Below are 17,159 nucleotides of genomic sequence, written 5' to 3'. Positions count from 1 at the left end.
TCAGCCGACTTGATTACGTTGCGTCATTTGCAGGCTGACAGTTTACGTAATAGATCGCGAATTACGCCGGAAATCACGGCCACTACACTCCACAGCTGGTTTCAGCCTGGAGGGCACACGTCGTCATGTCCACGATATTCACCATCGATACGCTGTCCGGATTCGAGTTGACCGCGGACGGACAGTATCTCGTGGTCAGCAGCAATCATCCCAATCGTGTCGCCGTGCATTGTTCGGTCATGCATGAATTGCTGGCCGCGCTTTCCAATGCGATTGGCCGCTCCGCCTGTATCCGTCAAAGCACGCGCAGCATCAAATTCGCCATGCCGTGCGAGGCATGGGAAATCGGCCGCGCAACGGATCCCGCGCAAGACCTGGTGGTGAGCTTTCGCCTTCCCGGCGGCGCGGAACTCGCGTTTCGACTTCTCCCGGCGCAGGCCGCGCATATGACCGAAGGGCTTTCGGTCGCCACGGGCCTCGCCGCGCCGCAGCGCCCCCCGGCGATGCGCGTGCAATAGCCCGATCGTTGCCGCGCACTGGTTGTTGTGATTGCCGCTCCTTCTTTCTCCTGCCGCAACGCGGCGCTTTCCCGGGGCTCACGCCTGAATTTCGCATGACAGTTCTTTCCACCCAGCACCGTTTGCACGCCCTGACTCTCGCCTGCGGGGCCAGCCTGGCCGTGACGGCGCACGCGACCGAACCCTTCGTGGTTCAGGACATCCGCATCGACGGACTGACGCGAATCGAGGCCGGCACCGTCTTTGCCTATCTGCCGATCAAGCAGGGCGACACCTTTACCGACGACAAGGCGTCCAACGCGATCCGCGTGCTGTATGCCACGGGATTCTTCAGCGACGTGCGCGTTTCGGCGGAAGGCCGCACGCTCGTCGTGCGCGTGCAGGAGCGACCGGCCATCGGCACGATCGATTTCGCGGGCATCCATGAATTCGACAAGGACAATCTCACGAAGGCGCTCAGGGCGGTGGGGCTGTCGGCGGGACGCAACTACGACAAGGCGCTCGTCGACAAGGCCGAACAGGAACTCAAGCGCCAGTACCTCACGCGCGGCTTCTACGCGGCGGAAGTCACGACGACCGTCACGCCCATCGACCGCGGCCGCGTGGGCCTGCTGTTTTCCGTGATCGAAGGTCCGAGCGCGAAGATCCGCCAGATCAATTTCATCGGCAATCACGTGTTTCCGGAAAGCACGCTGCTCGACGAAATGCAGCTTGCTACACCCAACTGGTTTTCCTGGTACACGAAAAACGACCTGTACAGCAAGGAGAAACTGACCGGGGACCTGGAAAACGTGCGCTCGTATTATCTCGACCGCGGTTATCTGGAGTTCAACATCGACGGCACCCAGGTGTCGCTGTCGCCCGACAAGAAAGACATGTATCTGACCGTGTCGATCCATGAGGGCGATCCGTATACGGTTTCAAGCGTGCAGCTCGCCGGCAACCTGCTCGATCGCGAGGCGGAATTGAGGAAGCTTATCGGCCTCAAGGCGGGGCAACTTTTTTCGGCGCAAAAACTCAAGGACACCACCAAGGCGATCGTCGACCGACTCGGTGAATATGGCTATGCCTTTGCCACCGTCAATGCCGAACCCCAGATCGACCAGTTGCATCACACGGTGGCGTTCACGCTACAGGTCGTGCCGGGCCGACGTGTCTACGTTCGGCATGTCAACATCGTGGGCAACACGCGCACGCGTGACGAAGTGGTGCGCCGCGAAATGCGCCAGCTCGAAGGCGCCTGGTTCGATTCGAGCCGTCTGTCGCTTTCCAAGGATCGTGTGAACCGGCTGGGCTATTTCACCAACGTCGAGGTGAGCACGGTGCCCGTGGAGGGCACGCAGGATCAGGTCGATGTGGACGTGGAAGTGACCGAAAAGCCGACCGGGACGATTTCGCTCGGGGTGGGGTATGGATCGAGCGAAGGCCCGACCATTTCCGCGGGCATTTCGCAGGACAATGTGTTCGGCTCGGGCAACAGCCTTTCCTTGAATGTGAATACGGGATCGACATCGCGCACGCTCTCGGTCACGCAGACCGATCCGTATTTCACGATCGACGGCATCAAGCGCATCACCGACGTGTATTACCGGACGTCGGAGCCGCTCTATTATTCGAGCACCAACGACACGAGTTTTCGCATCATTTCCTATGGCGCGGACATGAAGTTCGGCATTCCGTTTTCGGAATCGGACATGGTGTATTTTGGTCTGGGCCTGGAGCAGGATCGGCTCGATATCGACGACGAAACGCCGCAAACGTATAAGGATTACGTCAAGGAATTCGGGCGCGTTTCGAATACCGCGCCGCTCACCGTGGGTTGGTCGCGCGACAACCGCGACAGCGCGCTGGTGCCGAGCCGCGGCTACTTTGCCCAGGCGAACGCGGAGTACGGCACGCCCATCGGGATGCAGTACTACAAGGCGGATGCGCAACTGCAGTACTACTACTCATTCGCACGCGGCTTCGTGCTGGGTTTCAATTTCCAGGGCGGCTACGGCAATGGGCTGGGAGGCAAGGCCTATCCGATCTTCAAGAATTACTATGCGGGCGGTATTGGCTCCGTGCGCGGCTACGAGTCGGGCTCGCTCGGGCCGCGCGACACCAGCACCAACGATCCGATCGGCGGCTCGCGGATGGTGGTCGGCAACGTCGAGTTGACGTTCCCGCTGCCGGGCACGGGCTACGATCGCACCTTGCGTGTGTTCACGTTCGTGGACGGCGGCAACGTCTGGGGATCGGAAGGCAGCAGCACCGGCGCGAATGGCTTGCGGTACAGCTACGGCGTGGGCCTGGAATGGATTTCGCCGATTGGTCCGCTCAAGCTCGACATGGGTTTCCCTATCGTCAAGCATGCGGGCGACCAGTATCAGAAGTTCCAGTTCCAGATTGGGACGTCGTTCTAGAGACCTGCGCAACGGCCGCAGCGTCAGTCTCCAAGCCAACGCGCGGACGGCCACGCTGCGCGCATCACGGCGCTTTTCATTTCGGTGACGAGGAGTGCCGTGGTGCAGCGCACCGCGGTGGGAATGCGTCGCGAGGTGGGCAGCGCCAGCACGATACGACGCAGCAAGCGGGGGTGGCGCAATTCCACCGTGCGCAATTGTCCGCGCGCCACATCGTCCATCACCGCGATAGCGGGCAGCACGGTAAAACCGTGACCTTGCGCGACGAGCGTTTTTTGCACTTCCATCGAGTTCGTTTCGGCTACGACATCGAAGGTGATATTCGCCTCGCGGCAGGCCTGTTCCAGCAGACTGCGAATGCCGTGAGGCGCGCTTGTCATGATCATCGGTTGGCCCGCGAGGTCCGTGAAATTCACGGAGTGGGCGGGATCGGGTTCATTCGACGGCGGCTTGATGAGGCAAAGCGTCTCCTCGAGCAGAACCTGAATCTCGGTCGCAGGCGTGTCTTTCGGGTTGTAGAGCAGCGCCGCATCCACTTCGCCCGAATCCAGCCACTTCTGTAAATGACCGGCATAGCCAACGGCAATCCTCAGGCGAATCGCCGGGTAGCGGTCCCTGACCGCGCTCACGAGCGGCCCGGCCAGCAGGCCGGCTGCGCTCGGCAGTAGCCCGATCGTGACGTCGCCTGAAATCTGCGCATCGTCCGGATGGATTTCCGCGCGTGCTCGATCCAGTTCCTGAAGCGCACGGCGCGCATGATCGACAAGAATCTCGCCGGCTTCCGTCAACGCCATGCCATAACGTCCGCGCTCGAACATCGGGGTGCCGATGTCCTCCTCGAGCAACTTGAGCTGGCGGGACACGGCCGGTTGCACGATGTGCAGCGTCTGCGCCGCACGTGTGACGCTGCCGGTTTCCGCCACGGCCAGAAGGGCGCGCAACTGCTTGATGTCCATGCCGAACTCTCCGTCCTGTACTCATGCATGTTTGTGATTCCTGAATCACAAAACTCTATTTCAGGTGCTCTCGTATCGCATTCTATGATGACTGCGTGAACTTTACGGAGGAGCACATCACATGACAAGCGTGACGGGACAAGCGCCAGCGTGGCAGGAGTCCATTTTTTCGGTCATTAAAGCGGGCGGCGTCCGCCAGGTTGCCTACGTACCGGATGCCGGCCATTCCCATGTCATCCGCCGCGCGAAAGAGGACGCGGACATTCAGGACATCGTCCTCACCACCGAGGAAGAAGGCGTCGCCGTTGTGAGCGGCGCGTGGCTCGGCGGTCAGCGAGCCGTCCTGCTCATGCAGAGCAGTGGCGTTGGCAATTGCGTGAACATGTTCTCACTCCTGAGCAGTTGCAACTTCCCTTTCTTCACGCTCGTCACCATGCGCGGCGAGTACGCCGAGTTCAATCCGTGGCAGGGGCCGATGGGCAAGACCACGCAGGCCGCGCTCGAATTGATGGGCATTACCGTGCTGCGAGTGGAGCACCCGGAAGACGTCGAAGAGATCGTCAGCGCGGGCTTCGACGCGGCCTTCGAAGCGGGCGAGCGGGTTGCCGTCCTGCTGTCGCAAAGCCTGATTGGTCGAAAGAAGTGGGAGAGAAAATAATGGGCGAGCAGAACAGGAAGCCGGTGATTGAGCGCCGGGCGTTTGTTTCGAAGCTGTTGGCCGCCGCGCCGGAGACGCTGGTGATCACCGGGCTCGGCTCCCCCTCATATGACGTCTTTGCCGCGGGCGACCGGCCCGGCAACTTCTATCTGTGGGGCGCGATGGGCGGGGCCGCAGCGATGGGACTTGGGCTGGCCCTGGCGCAACCGCAGAAGGCTGTGCTGGTTGTCACTGGCGACGGCGAGCAATTGATGGGCATTGGCGCGTTGGGTACGATCGGCGCGAAGCTGCCGAAGAACCTCACCCTTGTCGTACTCGATAACGGCCATTATGGCGAGACCGGCATGCAGCAGAGCCACTCGAGCCTGGGCACGGATCTCGTCGCGGTGTCGAAAGGCTTCGGTATCAAGGATTCCTTTTCAATCTGGAGCGAGTCCGATTATTCACAGATCGCCGAAAGAATCCATGCGCGTCAGGGCACGACGTTCGCTCAGGTCCATATCACGTCGGACGAGCCGCCGCGGGTGCTTCCGCCGCGGGACGGCGTGTACGTCAAGAATCGCTTCCGGGCAGGGCTCGGGTTCGAGCCGTTCTGATCGTGGCAAGTGACTAGTCGAGCGGGCGAGGGGAGCCTCATCCGCCTCGCATCGCATATCGGATTTTTTCAAGGCGGCGTCAGACCGCCTGTGAAATCCCAATGGCAGGAGACACCATGAAAGTTCACGCGTTGGCATCCGATTCGATGCCGGCCGCCGCCGACACACGTCGTAGAATCCGCGCGATTGTGGGGGCGTCAGCGGGCAATATGGTCGAGTGGTACGACTTTTTTATCTACTCGTTCTGCTCGCTCTATTTTGCGCACGCTTTCTTTCCTTCGGGCAATCGCACCACTGAATTGCTGAATACAGCGGGCGTGTTTGCAACCGGCTTCCTGATGCGGCCGGTGGGCGGCTGGTTTTTTGGCCGGCTCGCGGATCGTCATGGGCGCCGCAAGGCCATGTTGATGTCGGTGTTCATGATGTGCGGCGGTTCGCTCGCGATTGCCCTCTTGCCGACCTATGGCCAGATGGGTGCGCTCGCACCGGCCTTGCTGCTGATTGCCCGTTGTGTGCAAGGGCTCTCGGTGGGCGGAGAGTACGGCACGAGCGCGACCTACATGAGCGAAGTCGCGCAGGCTGGGCGGCGCGGGTTCTTCTCGTCGTTTCAGTACGTGACCGTCATCGCCGGCCAGATCCTCGCGCTCGTTGTGGTCGTTGTGCTGCAACTCGTACTGTCTCACGACGAACTGGCGACGTGGGGCTGGCGCGTGCCATTCGCGCTCGGTGCGGTGGGCGCACTGGTCGCCGTCTATCTGCGTCGCTCGCTCGACGAAACGACAACGGCACGCACACGTCACGACGCCCAGGCTGGAACGCTGGGCGGGCTGCTCGCGCACAAGCGCGCAGTGCTGACCGTGATCGGCTTCACGGCGGGCGGCTCGCTCGCCTTTTATACGTTCACCACGTATATGCAGAAGTATCTCGTCAACAGCGCAGGCCTGTCCGCAAAGACGGCGAGCGGTGTGATGACGGCCGCGCTGATCGTGTACATGCTGATGCAGCCGGCCTTTGGCGCACTGTCCGACCGGATAGGACGGCGGCGCTCGATGCTCGCGTTTGGCGTGCTCGCGACGCTGGGAACCGTCCCCTTGCTCGATGCGCTACGGCATGTTGTGAGCCCGTATGCGGCGTTTGGATTGATTCTGGTGGCGCTGGCAGTGCTCAGCCTTTACACGTCGATTAGCGGACTGATCAAGGCAGAGCTGTTTCCGCCTGAGATTCGGGCCTTGGGCGTTGGCTTGCCTTATGCGCTTGCCAACGCGATCTTTGGCGGCTCTGCGGAATACGCTGCGTTATCGCTCAAGGCAGCGGGCGCCGAATCGGTATTTCCCTGGTACGTGACGGGCATGTGTGCGCTGGTTGCCGTCGTGTCCTTTACGATGCGCGACCCGGCGAAAGAGGGTTATCTGCGCGATTGAATCGCGTAAGGCCTACGCGAACAGTCTTGCGAGGAGCAGGGCGGCGTAGGTCAATGCAATTTTGAAAATAGCTTAAGAGAACCTTAAGTCTTTGCTTATTGGGCGGAAAACAACGTTCTGAAAGTTAATGCCGCGTAGTCGATGCCGAGTGCCTCTTTTCCCGCATTGTGTATTGCGAATAGTTCTCGTTCGCGCTATTGTTAACAAGTTGAAAGGCACTCGTTGTGAATAATTTAATCAACAAAAACATCGACTTACGACCATGTCTCTGCGGATTTATCAACCCATCCGACCATCCCGGAACGTCTTACCATCTCAGCCCCTGGGCGCTTGCAAACCGCTGGTTCTGGCGCTGCGAATCGCTTTTGCCGCAGCTTTCGGCTATGGATTTAGCACTCCTGTTTATGCTCAAACTCCCGTTCAAACCGAACCGTCGAGTCAAGACAAACCGAAGGAATTACCCGCGGTAAAAGTCAGTGCGAGATCGACTTCGGATGAACTGCCAGGGGCTTATGCAGGCGGCCAGATTGCTAAGGGGGGAAGGGTGGGGTTGCTGGGCAACAAGGATGCGATGGACACGCCATTTAGCGTGACCAGCTATACGTCGAAGCGAATGCAGGACCAGCAGGCGCAAACGCTTGCCGACGTGCTGAACAAGGACCCGTCGATCCGTTTCACCGGCCAGACTGGCGGCGTAACGGATTCGTTCTATATCCGTGGATTTCCCATCAACGAAGGCAACGTCAGCGAGTTTGCGTTCGACGGAGTGTATGGCGTCGTCCCTAACTATCACGTGTTCCCGGAATATGTGGAACGTGTGGAAGTCGTCAAGGGACCGGCCGCATTGCTCTACGGTATGTCGCCCAATAGCGGCGTGGGCGGCGTTGTCAACGTGGTGCCCAAGCGGCCGCTCGCGCAGGACCTCACACGCGTGGGGATCGACTACACGTCGGACGCCCAGTTTGGCGAGCACGTCGATCTCAGCCGACGGTTTGGCAATGATCGGCAGTTTGGGGTCCGGTTCAACGGCCTGCATCGCCAGGGCAGTACCCCGCTCGACAATCAACATTCGCGCTCCGAGGTGGGGGCGCTGTCACTGGACTATCAGGGCGAGCGCTTTCGCGCGACGCTCGACTTCATCGAGCAGTATCAGTGGGTCGATGCGCCGACGCGCCCCTTCCTGCTGACCTCAGGACTCGCGGTGCCGTCCGCGCCGGATGGCGCGCGCAATGTCACCCAGTCGTGGGGATGGTGGAAATCGCTCGATCAATCGGTGTTGCTGCATACCGAATACGACGCGAGTCGCAACGTCACGCTATTCGCCGATGCGGGCACCGCGAAAACGGATGTGTCACGCCTGTCCGACCAGACGCCGACGATACTCGATGCCGCGGGCGACACGCGCTCGACGCCGCAGAACTGGAAATTCCAGGTCAATCGCTGGAGCGCCGATACGGGTGCACGCGCGCACTTCGACACCGGCCCGGTATCGCATCAGGTCACCCTCATGGCCAGTATTTACCGCGACCGGATCGCCAATGGGAGCAATTCGGGCTCGGCGATCCTGTCGAACATCTATTCGCCGATTGCGAGTCCCGAGCAGGATATCGCCTCGCCGTCACGCGTGCCCAAGGTCTCTTCGTCGCAACTCTACGGCGTGGCCCTGGCTGACACGCTCAGCGTCCTGAACGACCGCGTGCAACTCACCGCTGGCCTGCGGCAGCAACAGATCCAGTCCAATAACTTCAATACGGTCACCGGCGCGAACTCGTCGTCATACGACAAGGGCGCGCTCACGCCGCTGGTCGGCATCGTCTTCAAACCCATCCAGTATGTGTCGCTGTATGCGAACTACGTCGAAGGTTTGAGTCGTGGCGACATCGCGCCGACCACCGCGTCGAACGCAGGGCAGGTATTTGCGCCCTACAAGGCTAAGCAAGAGGAATTCGGCGTCAAGCTGGACTACCACAACGTCATGGCGACGCTGGCGGCATTCCGCATCACGAAGCCAAGCGGTCAGCTCTACGGCACCGTCTATGCGGTCGACAGCGAGCAACGCAACCAGGGCCTCGAATTGGCGTTCGCGGGCGAACCGCTAAAGGGTGTCCGGCTGCTTGGCGGCGTGACGTATCTCAACGCCGAACTCACGAAAACGAACAGTGCCTCGACAGTGGGTAATCGTCCGGTTGGCGTGCCGCGCTGGATGGCCAATCTCGGCACCGAATGGGACCTGCCGTGGGTGCAGGGGCTGACGCTGACCGGAGGCGTCAACTTCACGGGCCAGGAGTATTTCGACCAGGCCAACAAGCAGTCTGTGCCATCGTGGACGACGGTCGATCTCGGCGCGCGCTACACCACGTCGATCTATGCGAAGTCGACCACTTTCCGGGCGGGCCTGCTCAACGCCTTCAATCGCAAGTATTGGTCGGGTGTGGCCTCGTACGGGACGATTTCCCTTGGTGCGCCGCGCACGGTGTTTGCGTCGGCGACCGTGGACTTCTGATACTGAAGTCGGCGCTCCGGACGGCCCTGAGTCGCCTTTTACTCGCCGAAAAAGGATCGCGGGAAATTAAAAAGCGGCGCATCGGCTGGAAACCGAATGCGCCGCGTTGGCAGGATGCGTTGATCCGGCGGCTACCGCTTACTGGCTCGACACCGTCGCGCGCACTGCGCGTACTTCGCTGGCATCCACCACGCCCGCACGGTTCGACCAGGCGCCGCGCACGAAGGTCGCGAGTTGGGCGACTTCGTCATCGTCGAGACGATCGGCGAAGCCCGACATCGGCAATACCGACGGCGCCTTCGCCGTCGATGGCGTTCGCGCGCCCGCGAGAATGACCTTGATCAGCCCCGTCGGATCGGTTGCATCCACAACAGTCGCGCCGTCGAGATGCGGGAACACGCGCGGCGCGCCCTGACCGTTGACGAAGTGACAGGCGCTGCAATTGTCGACATAGAGCCGTTCGCCGAGCGTCAGGTTCTGGGCGGCCGTCAGCCTCGCGGTCGTGTTGCTTGCGCTCGGCTGCACAGCGGCCGTTTTTTCACCTGACGCAGGCAAGGTCTTCAGATACGCAGCGATGGCAGCAAGGTCAGCATCGCTCATATGCGATGTGCTGTTATAGACGACCGAGGTCATCTCGCCCGCCACGGCGGCCCGGTTGTTGCGGCCCGTCTGCAGGTAGTCGACGATATCCTGCTGGCTCCATCGCGACATGCCGCGCAACGAGGGCGTGTTCCAGCCATTGAGCGTGCCGCCCGCGAGGAATAGCGCATTGCTGCTGTCGAGCGCCTTCTCGTTCATCGCGAAGCCGCGCGGCGTATGGCAACTGCCGCAGTGGCCGAGGCTCTCCACCAGATATGCGCCGCGTTGCACCTGCTCGCTTGCGCCATCGGGGCCCTTGAAGGGCGCGTCCGACGTGAACGCCCAGTTCCACAGCGCCATGCCCCAGCGCTGATTGAACGGGAAGCTCAGATCCGTGGCGGGCGCAGGATCGTTGCTCGCCGCCACGCCTTGCATGAAGTAGGTGTAGAGCGCGTGAATATCGGCGTCCGAGATCTTCGCGTAAGACGGATAGGGCATCGCCGGATACAGGTGCGAACCATCCGCGCGAATGCCCTGGCGCACCGCCGCCGCGAACTGCTGCTCCGTATAGTTGCCGATACCGTTGCGCTTGCCCGGTGTGATGTTGGTCGAATAGATCGTGCCGATGTTGCTCACGATCGGCAGGCCGCCTGTATAGGGCTTGCGGCCCGTCGTGCTATGGCAGGCCATGCAATCGCCCGCGCGCGCGAGATACGCACCCTGTTTGATGAGGGCGGCGCTCGGATTCTGCGCTTGAGCGGTGGTCTGGGCCTGCGCGAACGCAGGGGCTAATGCCGCGCTCGCCATGAGCGCCGCGGCCGTAATGGTCTTCAGAAAGTTCATGGCGATCATGCGTGCACGAGGGGGCCGGGGTTCTTGAGGTACTGCTCCTTGATCGCGCGGGCGGCGAACAAAGTGATCGCACCGATCGTCGCGGTCGGGTTGGCCTGGAAGTTCTGCGGGAAGGCATTGCCGCCCGGCACGAACACGTTATGCACGTCCCAGCTTTGCAGATAGCGGTTGAGCGCGCTCGTTTCCGGCGAGTCGCCCATCACCGCGCCGCCGACGTTGTGCGTCGACACGTATTTGGTGATGTCCCAGTGCGAATCCATCGAGAGGAAGCTTTCGCTGTAGCTGTCCGGCTTCAGTTCCTTCGTGACATCGAGCACGATCTTGCGCAAATGCTGCTGAAGCTTGAGTTCGTTCTGCTTCCAGTCGAACGTGATGCGCAGCAGCGGCTGGCCCCACGGGTCCTTGTAGGTGGGGTCGAGATCCACGTAATGATCGCGATACGACATGCAACTCGTCGTGATGCTGATCTTCATCGAATGGCCGTACCAGTCCTGCATGCCTTCCTTCCAGCCACGGCCCCACGCGGGCGTGCCGGGCGGCAGCGAAGTGCCGATCGGCGCGCCGCTCGACTGCGAGCTATGGATCTTCGCGCCGCCGAGAATGCCGAGCGACGGCCCGTCGAAGTTGCCGGGCGAAACGTCGTTGAACATCTGGCCCGTCGCGCCCGCCGTGGCGAAGGGATTGAAGTGTTTGTCCTTGAAGAACAGCGTTGCGCCGCCATTGCTAAGGAATGCGTAGTTGCGGCCCACCACGCCCTTGCCGCTCACCGGGTCATAGGGCTTGCCGATGCCCGAGAGCAGCATGAGGCGCACGTTGACGAACTGGAACCCGGCCAGCACCACGATTTTCGCGGGCTGGAACACTTCGTTGCCGTGTTCGTCGGCGTAGGTCACGCCCTTGGCGGTCTTGCCGTCGGCGTGCATGTCCACGCGCAGCACGTTGGCATTCACGCGGTACGAGAAATTCTCCATGCGCTTGAGCGCGTCGAGCACCGCCGTTTGCGGCGAGGCCTTCGAGAAGTTCAGGCACGGGTATTTGCTGCAATAGCCGCAGTAGTTGCACGGCGCGATCTGGTTGCCGTACGGATTGGTCCACGCGCGCGAGACGTTGGCGGACGGATTCGGAAACGGGTGATAGCCGAGCTTGCGCGCCGCGTCCGCGAACATCGTGTTGTTCAGCGTGTCTTCCAGCGCGGGCAGGGGAGCCGGATTCGAGCGCGGCCCTTCGAAAGGGTCGCCGCCTTCGACGATCTTGCCGCGCAGATTGCCGGTTTTTGCCGAGAGTCCGCACACCTTGTCGAAGAAGTCGTAGTACGGCTCGATCTCGTCCCAGCTGAACGGGAAATCCTGCACCTGCATGCCGGCTTCAAGCTGGCCTTTCTTGTAGGCCTGATCGGCGTAAGTCTTGAGCTTGAGATCGGTGGGTGTGGGGCGGATCAGCACACCGGTCCAGTGCAGGCCCGAACCGCCCACGCCGGTGCCCGGCACGAAGGCGCCCCATTTGCGCGTCGGCAGCGCGGTGTCTTTTGCCGAATGGCGCACGGTCAGCGCGCCGTCGCGCGGCGTGACCATGATCTTGTTGCGCACGCCATAGGCGTACTGGTCGGCTGGCTTGGGATAGGCGAAGTCGGCGTTGCTGCGGTCTTCGCCACGCTCGAGCGCGCGCACTTTCAGACCGGCCTGCGCGAGTTCGATGCTCATGAGCGAGCCGGCCCAGCCGAGTCCGACGACGACCACGTCGACGGCGTCATTGGTTATTTTTGCCACGGTTTTCCTCGTTGATTCTGAATACGCCTGCGTTCGCGCGAAGCGTCGGCGCTCAAGCGCGAAGTCCCTTCAGGCTCACGGGCCCGAGGGGATATTTCACGTTGTGCTGCGAGACCCATTCGAGGAAGCTCGCCCGCGCGCCGGGAAAACCAATCGCAATCCAGGCTTTCATGCCTTTATTGCCGCCATACATCGGATCGCTGAGATAGCCGTTTTTCGAATCGGCGAGCAATTCGCCGAAGAACTGGCTCGCCTTGAGCGCGCTATCGCCGCCATCGGCGAAATGGATGTCGTTGCCTTGCAGCGCCTTGAGCACGGCGTCCTGCTTCGCGGCGTCGAGTGCGCTGAAGCGCAAGTGATAGTGCTCGCGGCAATACGCGTCGGTGAGCTTGATGCCGCGCCGATAGATCTCTTGCGGCGTATAGGGCAGCTGGTAGCCGAGTTCCTTCGGCGCCTGCGTGTCGAACGGCCCTTGCAGATAGATCTCGCGGCCGAAATCGCCGTGCAGTTGCTGGTCGATGAAAACCGGCACATTGGTTTCGAGTGCGCCCGGGCCGCGTCCATCGGCGGGAATCAGCCGATCGCAGGCCGCGAGCAGGAACGCCCATTCTTCAGAGGAAAAAAATGCGGGCCGGTACGTATGCAGGTCCGGCGCGGCCAGCTCGGCAGCTTCGGCGGCGCTGAGCGTGTTGACGAGCACGCCCAGCGTGGGCAGCGCCAATATCGACGACAGCAAGAATTTGCGTCGCGATGTTGAGATGTCTGATGACATGACAAAAATGCTGTGGGGCGGTTGATATCGCCTGGTATGGCGAATTCAGGCCACCCAGGAGCGTTGGGCCGCGACAATATCACAAAATTTAAGATAGGACGTCGTATAACTGCATCGGCGGAACCGGAGCAAATCCGGCGGCTGGAATGCGTCAACCGGCCGAGCCGCCAGTAGCGCGGCCGTTAAGCCCCTTCATCCTCCGAGCGCTGCAGGCGCATCGAAATCGAAAAGCGCTCGGCGGGGTGGACGGTCACGGACACCTCGAACGTCTTGCCCGACGCATCGAGATATTGGCGCACCACGCGCAACGCGGCGGTGCCGGCGTCGACCGCCAGGCGAGCGGCCATCTCAGGCGGCAGGATCAGCGCGCTCACGTCCTGGCGAATCTCCGCTACGCGCCGTCCGTAGCGCGTCTCGATCAGCGAACTAATCAGCGTGTCCGGTTCCGTGCGGGCCTGGTCGGCCACTTCCTGGTAGGCCGGATCGATATAGACGTCGGTCCAGCCGACCGGCACCGACGCGCTCGCGCGCTGGCCGTTGCGCTCCACGCGCAGACTCGAAATGCGCAGCCAGCGTTCGCCCTCGTCGCACTGAAGCAGGCGCGCGAGTTCGGCATTGGCCGCCACGTCCTCCACCGACTGCACTTCGCGCAGGTTCTCGCTGCCGAATTGCACCAGATCGTCCACCGAAGCCAGCGTGGGCCGAAAGCCGTTGCGCGGTTGCGCCGACTCCACGCGCGTGCCCGCATTCTTGCGGCGCGACACGAAGCCGAGTTGCTGCAACTCGTGGAGCGCGGCGCGAATCGTGTGGCGGCTCGTCTGGTACTGGTCGCGCAATTCCAGTTCGGTGGGCAGATAGCTGCCCACCGGAAAGCGGCCTGAAGCAATGCCCTCGGTCAGTTCGCGGGCGATTTCGGCAAAGCGGGGTCTGTTCATGGCGGAAGTTTAAGGCGTGCGTGCCGCGTCCAGGGTAAATCACGACTTGAACAATATGTTCGAACATATTACTCTAAATATGTCCGGACATATGTGCGACGCGATCGCCGGTCCGCCCCTCCCAAAATTCACGCACCGACACCGAACCATGATCCGCAGCCAGATGCCCGCTTCCAGCACCGTCGTCGATTCCATCCTGTTTCGCGACGCCTTCGGCACCGCCAAAATGCGCGCCGTTTTCTCCGATACCGCGCTGATCCAGCGCTACATCGACGTCGAAGTCGCCCTCGCGAAAGCCGAGGCCCGAGTCGGCGTGATTCCGGCCGAAGCGGCCGAAGCCATCGCCCGCGAGTCGCAGATCGAGCGCATCGACTTCGACCATATGCGCGAGGAAACCGACATCGTCGGCTATCCGATCCTGCCGCTCGTGCACCAGCTCGTCGGCATGTGCGGCGAAGCGGGGCGCTATGTGCACTGGGGCGCCACCACGCAGGACATCATGGACACGGCCGTGGCGTTGCAGGTGCGCGATGCGCTCGATTCGGTCGATGCCGACATCCGCGAACTGCGCGGCATCCTCGCCGACCTGGCGAAGAAGCATCGCGACACGCCCATGGCGGGCCGCACGCATTTGCAGCAGGCGCTGCCCGTGACCTTCGGCTACAAGGCCGCGATCTGGCTGGCCATGTTCGACCGCCATCAGCAGCGCCTCGCGCAACTGCGCGAGCGCGTGGCGGTGGTGGAGTTCGCCGGTGCGGCTGGCACGCTCGCCTCGATCGGCGAGAAGGGTTTCGCGGTTCAGCAGGCGCTCGCGCAGGAACTCGGCCTTGGCGTGCCGACCACGACCTGGCACGTCGCCCGCGATGGCTTTGCCGAAGCGGTGAACCTGCTCGCGCTCGTGACGGGGTCGCTGGGCAAGATCGCGACCGACATCATGATCATGGCGTCCAACGAGTTCGCGGAAGTCTACGAGCCCTTCGTGAAAGGCCGCGGCGCGAGCAGCACGATGCCGCAAAAGCGCAATCCGATTTCGAGCGAACTGATGCTCGCGGCGGCCAAGGCCGTGCGCCAGCATGCGGGCCTGATGGTCGATGCGATGATCCAGGACTTCGAGCGCGCAACCGGTCCCTGGCACGCCGAATGGATCGCGATTCCGGAGAGCTTCATTCTGGCCTCGGGTGCGCTGCATCAGGCGAAGTTCGCGCTGGGCGGCCTGATCGTCGACACAGCGCGCATGAAGCACAACCTCGGCATCAGCCGCGGTCTGATCGTGGCCGAGGCCGCGATGATGCAGATGGCGCCGTTCACGGGCCGGCAACAGGCGCACGATCTGGTCTACGACGCCTGCCGCACGGTCAACGAGCAAGGCGGGACGCTGGCCGACGCGCTCGCCGCGCTGCCCGAGGTCACGCATCACTTCGATCGCGCCGCGATCGACCGCATGACCGATCCGGCCAACTATCTGGGCCTCGCGCCGCAGATGGTGGACCGCGCGCTCGCGGCGTCGAGCGAAATCTGACCGCAAGAGGCTGGAGGAGCACACATCATGAACGACAAGATCCCCGCTGACGGGGCATTGGCGCCGCTCGTGCGGCAACCGTGGTATCGACGCCTGGGCATGCAGGTGATGATCGCGCTGGTGCTGGGCATCGGCGTGGGCATCGTGTTTCCGGCCTTCGCGGCGCAGCTCAAGGTGCTCGGCGACATCTTCCTCGCGCTGATCAAGGCGGGTGTCGCGCCGCTCGTGTTTCTCACGATCGTGCACGGCATCGCATCGGCAGGGGATGCGCGCAGCGCGGGCCGCGTGGGCTGGCGCTCGCTCGTCTACTTCGAGGGCGTCTCGACGATCGCGCTGGCGGTGGGCATGCTCGCCGGCAATCTGCTCCAGACCGGCAAGGGCATGACCGCGCTCGCTTCGCATGGTGTGGCCAGCAGCGCGGCGACGGTTGCCAAGGCGCCGCCGCCGCAAAGCTTCAGCGCGTTCGTGATGCACCTCGTGCCCGACAACTTCATCGGCGCGTTTGCGAAGGGCGAACTGTTGCAGGTGGTCGTGCTCGCGGTGATGGTCGGCATCGGCATTCTGGCGATTCCCGAGTCGCGGCGCGTGCGGATCAGCGAAGGGCTCGATCTCGTCTCGCAGGTGCTGTTTGCGTTCATCAATGTCGTGATGAAGCTCGCCCCGCTCGGCACTTTCGGCGCGGTGGCATTCGCCGTTGGCAGCAACGGCACGGCAGTGCTGATCGCGCTTGCGCAACTCGTGCTGAGCTTCTATGCGGTGATCGCGCTGTTCGTATTCGTGGTGATGGGCGCCATCGCGCGGCTAACAGGTTTTAGCATGTGGCGCTTTCTCCGCTATATCAAGGACGAAATCCTGATCGTGCTGGGCACCGCATCGTCGGAGAGCGCGTTGCCGCGCCTGCTCGTCAAGCTCGAACGTCTTGGCTGCGCGAAGCAGACGGTCGGTCTCGTGCTGCCCACCGGCTATGCGTTCAATCTCGACGGCACCTCGATCTTCATGTCGATGGGTGTGCTCTTCATCGCCCATGCCTACAACGTGCCGCTCACGTTCGAGCATCAACTCGGCATTCTGCTGCTGATGCTGCTCACCTCGAAGGGCGCGGCGACCGTGTCGGGCGGCTCGTTCGTGGTGTTCGCGGCCACGGTGGCTTCGACGGGCGTGCTGCCGGTCGAAGGCGTCGCGATCATCTTTGGCGTGTATCGCTTCATGTCGATGGCGATCGCCACCTGCAACACGATCGGCAACGCGCTCGCCACCGTAGTGGTGGCGAAGTGGTCAGGCACGCTAGATGCTCAGGCCGCCGACCAATGGCTGAATCGGCACTCCCAGGCATCGCGCGGCATGGCCGAAGGGCCTGGCACCGACCGGGCGGTATCGACGGGCGGCGCGGATTGGCGCTGAGGTTGAGATCCAGGCGCGCTTGCGCCTTTACGACACCCGTCTTTAAAGACTCGTACTACGCGTCACTTTCGCCCGTTTTAAACCTGCTGATTAATCCCACGGATCAATCAGCAATGCGCTTTGACTCCCGCGAGCGAAAAGACGGCGCCGATATCCATAAAAATCGTCCAAATCGGCATTGCTCATTTCCGAATAAAAGCAATGCAGGCCACATACATTAAATGCCAGTTTCATCAGAGTTCACGCTTCGTAGTCATCTTTGCCGAAGCATGGGCGGT

13 protein-coding genes are annotated in these 17,159 nt (G+C 62.1%); 8 read left to right on the top strand and 5 right to left on the bottom strand.

The window, feature by feature from the left end; genetic code table 11:
- The first annotated feature begins 125 nt into the window (after positions 1-125).
- The gene (locus tag U5782_RS18000; protein WP_322045211.1) at positions 126-518 is read left to right on the top strand and encodes a hypothetical protein; all 393 of its coding nucleotides are present in this window, start codon (positions 126-128) and stop codon (positions 516-518) included.
- Positions 519-613: 95 nt separating this feature from the next.
- On the top strand, positions 614-2,923 hold the full coding sequence (gene bamA, locus U5782_RS17995) for an outer membrane protein assembly factor BamA (RefSeq protein ID WP_322045210.1): 2,310 nt from the start codon (positions 614-616) through the stop codon (positions 2,921-2,923).
- 23 nt (positions 2,924-2,946) lie between these two features.
- Here the strand turns inward: bamA and U5782_RS17990 are convergent, their stop codons facing one another.
- A complete protein-coding gene (locus U5782_RS17990; RefSeq protein WP_322045209.1) occupies positions 2,947-3,879 on the bottom strand; it encodes a LysR substrate-binding domain-containing protein in 933 nt (310 codons plus the stop codon).
- A 121-nt stretch (positions 3,880-4,000) separates the two neighbouring features.
- Here U5782_RS17990 and U5782_RS17985 point away from each other — a divergent pair, with 121 nt between their 5' ends.
- The 4 genes from U5782_RS17985 (at position 4,001) to U5782_RS17970 (ending at position 9,057) form a co-directional block, all read left to right on the top strand.
- Positions 4,001-4,537 (top strand): thiamine pyrophosphate-binding protein, encoded by a 537-nt coding sequence (locus tag U5782_RS17985; RefSeq protein ID WP_322045208.1) that lies wholly within the window; start codon positions 4,001-4,003, stop codon positions 4,535-4,537.
- Entirely contained in the window at positions 4,537-5,133 is a 597-nt protein-coding gene (locus U5782_RS17980) for a thiamine pyrophosphate-dependent enzyme (RefSeq protein ID WP_322045207.1), read from the top strand. Before U5782_RS17985 ends, U5782_RS17980 begins: the two co-directional genes overlap by 1 nt.
- 116 nt (positions 5,134-5,249) lie before the next feature.
- Positions 5,250-6,554, top strand: coding sequence for an MFS family transporter (locus U5782_RS17975; protein ID WP_322045206.1), 1,305 nt, complete (start codon positions 5,250-5,252; stop codon positions 6,552-6,554).
- 571 nt (positions 6,555-7,125) lie between these two features.
- Positions 7,126-9,057, top strand: a complete 1,932-nt coding sequence (locus U5782_RS17970) for a TonB-dependent receptor (RefSeq protein ID WP_415914356.1) — start codon at positions 7,126-7,128, stop codon at positions 9,055-9,057.
- Between the two features lie 138 nt (positions 9,058-9,195).
- On the opposite strand, the gene U5782_RS17965 is transcribed toward U5782_RS17970, so the two are convergent.
- From U5782_RS17965 to U5782_RS17950, 4 genes are all read right to left on the bottom strand, one after another.
- On the bottom strand, positions 9,196-10,479 hold the full coding sequence (locus tag U5782_RS17965; protein ID WP_322045204.1) for a cytochrome c: 1,284 nt from the start codon (positions 10,477-10,479) through the stop codon (positions 9,196-9,198).
- A gap of 5 nt (positions 10,480-10,484) precedes the next feature.
- Positions 10,485-12,254 carry a GMC family oxidoreductase gene (locus U5782_RS17960; RefSeq protein WP_322045203.1) on the bottom strand — a complete coding sequence of 590 codons (1,770 nt, stop codon included), beginning with the start codon at positions 12,252-12,254 and terminating at the stop codon, positions 10,485-10,487.
- A 52-nt stretch (positions 12,255-12,306) separates the two neighbouring features.
- Entirely contained in the window at positions 12,307-12,990 is a 684-nt protein-coding gene (locus U5782_RS17955) for a gluconate 2-dehydrogenase subunit 3 family protein (RefSeq protein WP_322045202.1), read from the bottom strand.
- Between the two features lie 218 nt (positions 12,991-13,208).
- A complete protein-coding gene (locus U5782_RS17950) occupies positions 13,209-13,961 on the bottom strand; it encodes a GntR family transcriptional regulator (protein ID WP_322045201.1) in 753 nt (250 codons plus the stop codon).
- Positions 13,962-14,109: 148 nt separating this feature from the next.
- Here U5782_RS17950 and pcaB point away from each other — a divergent pair, with 148 nt between their 5' ends.
- On the top strand, positions 14,110-15,480 hold the full coding sequence (pcaB, locus tag U5782_RS17945) for a 3-carboxy-cis,cis-muconate cycloisomerase (RefSeq protein WP_322045200.1): 1,371 nt from the start codon (positions 14,110-14,112) through the stop codon (positions 15,478-15,480).
- A 27-nt stretch (positions 15,481-15,507) separates the two neighbouring features.
- Entirely contained in the window at positions 15,508-16,881 is a 1,374-nt protein-coding gene (locus U5782_RS17940) for a cation:dicarboxylate symporter family transporter (protein ID WP_322045199.1), read from the top strand.
- Positions 16,882-17,159 lie beyond the last annotated feature (278 nt).

The organism is Paraburkholderia sp. J67 (assembly GCF_905220265.1).
Taxonomy (GTDB): Bacteria; Pseudomonadota; Gammaproteobacteria; order Burkholderiales; family Burkholderiaceae; genus Paraburkholderia.
Note: the sequence above shows the minus strand (reverse complement) of the source record. Positions and strands in the feature narration are given on the sequence as shown.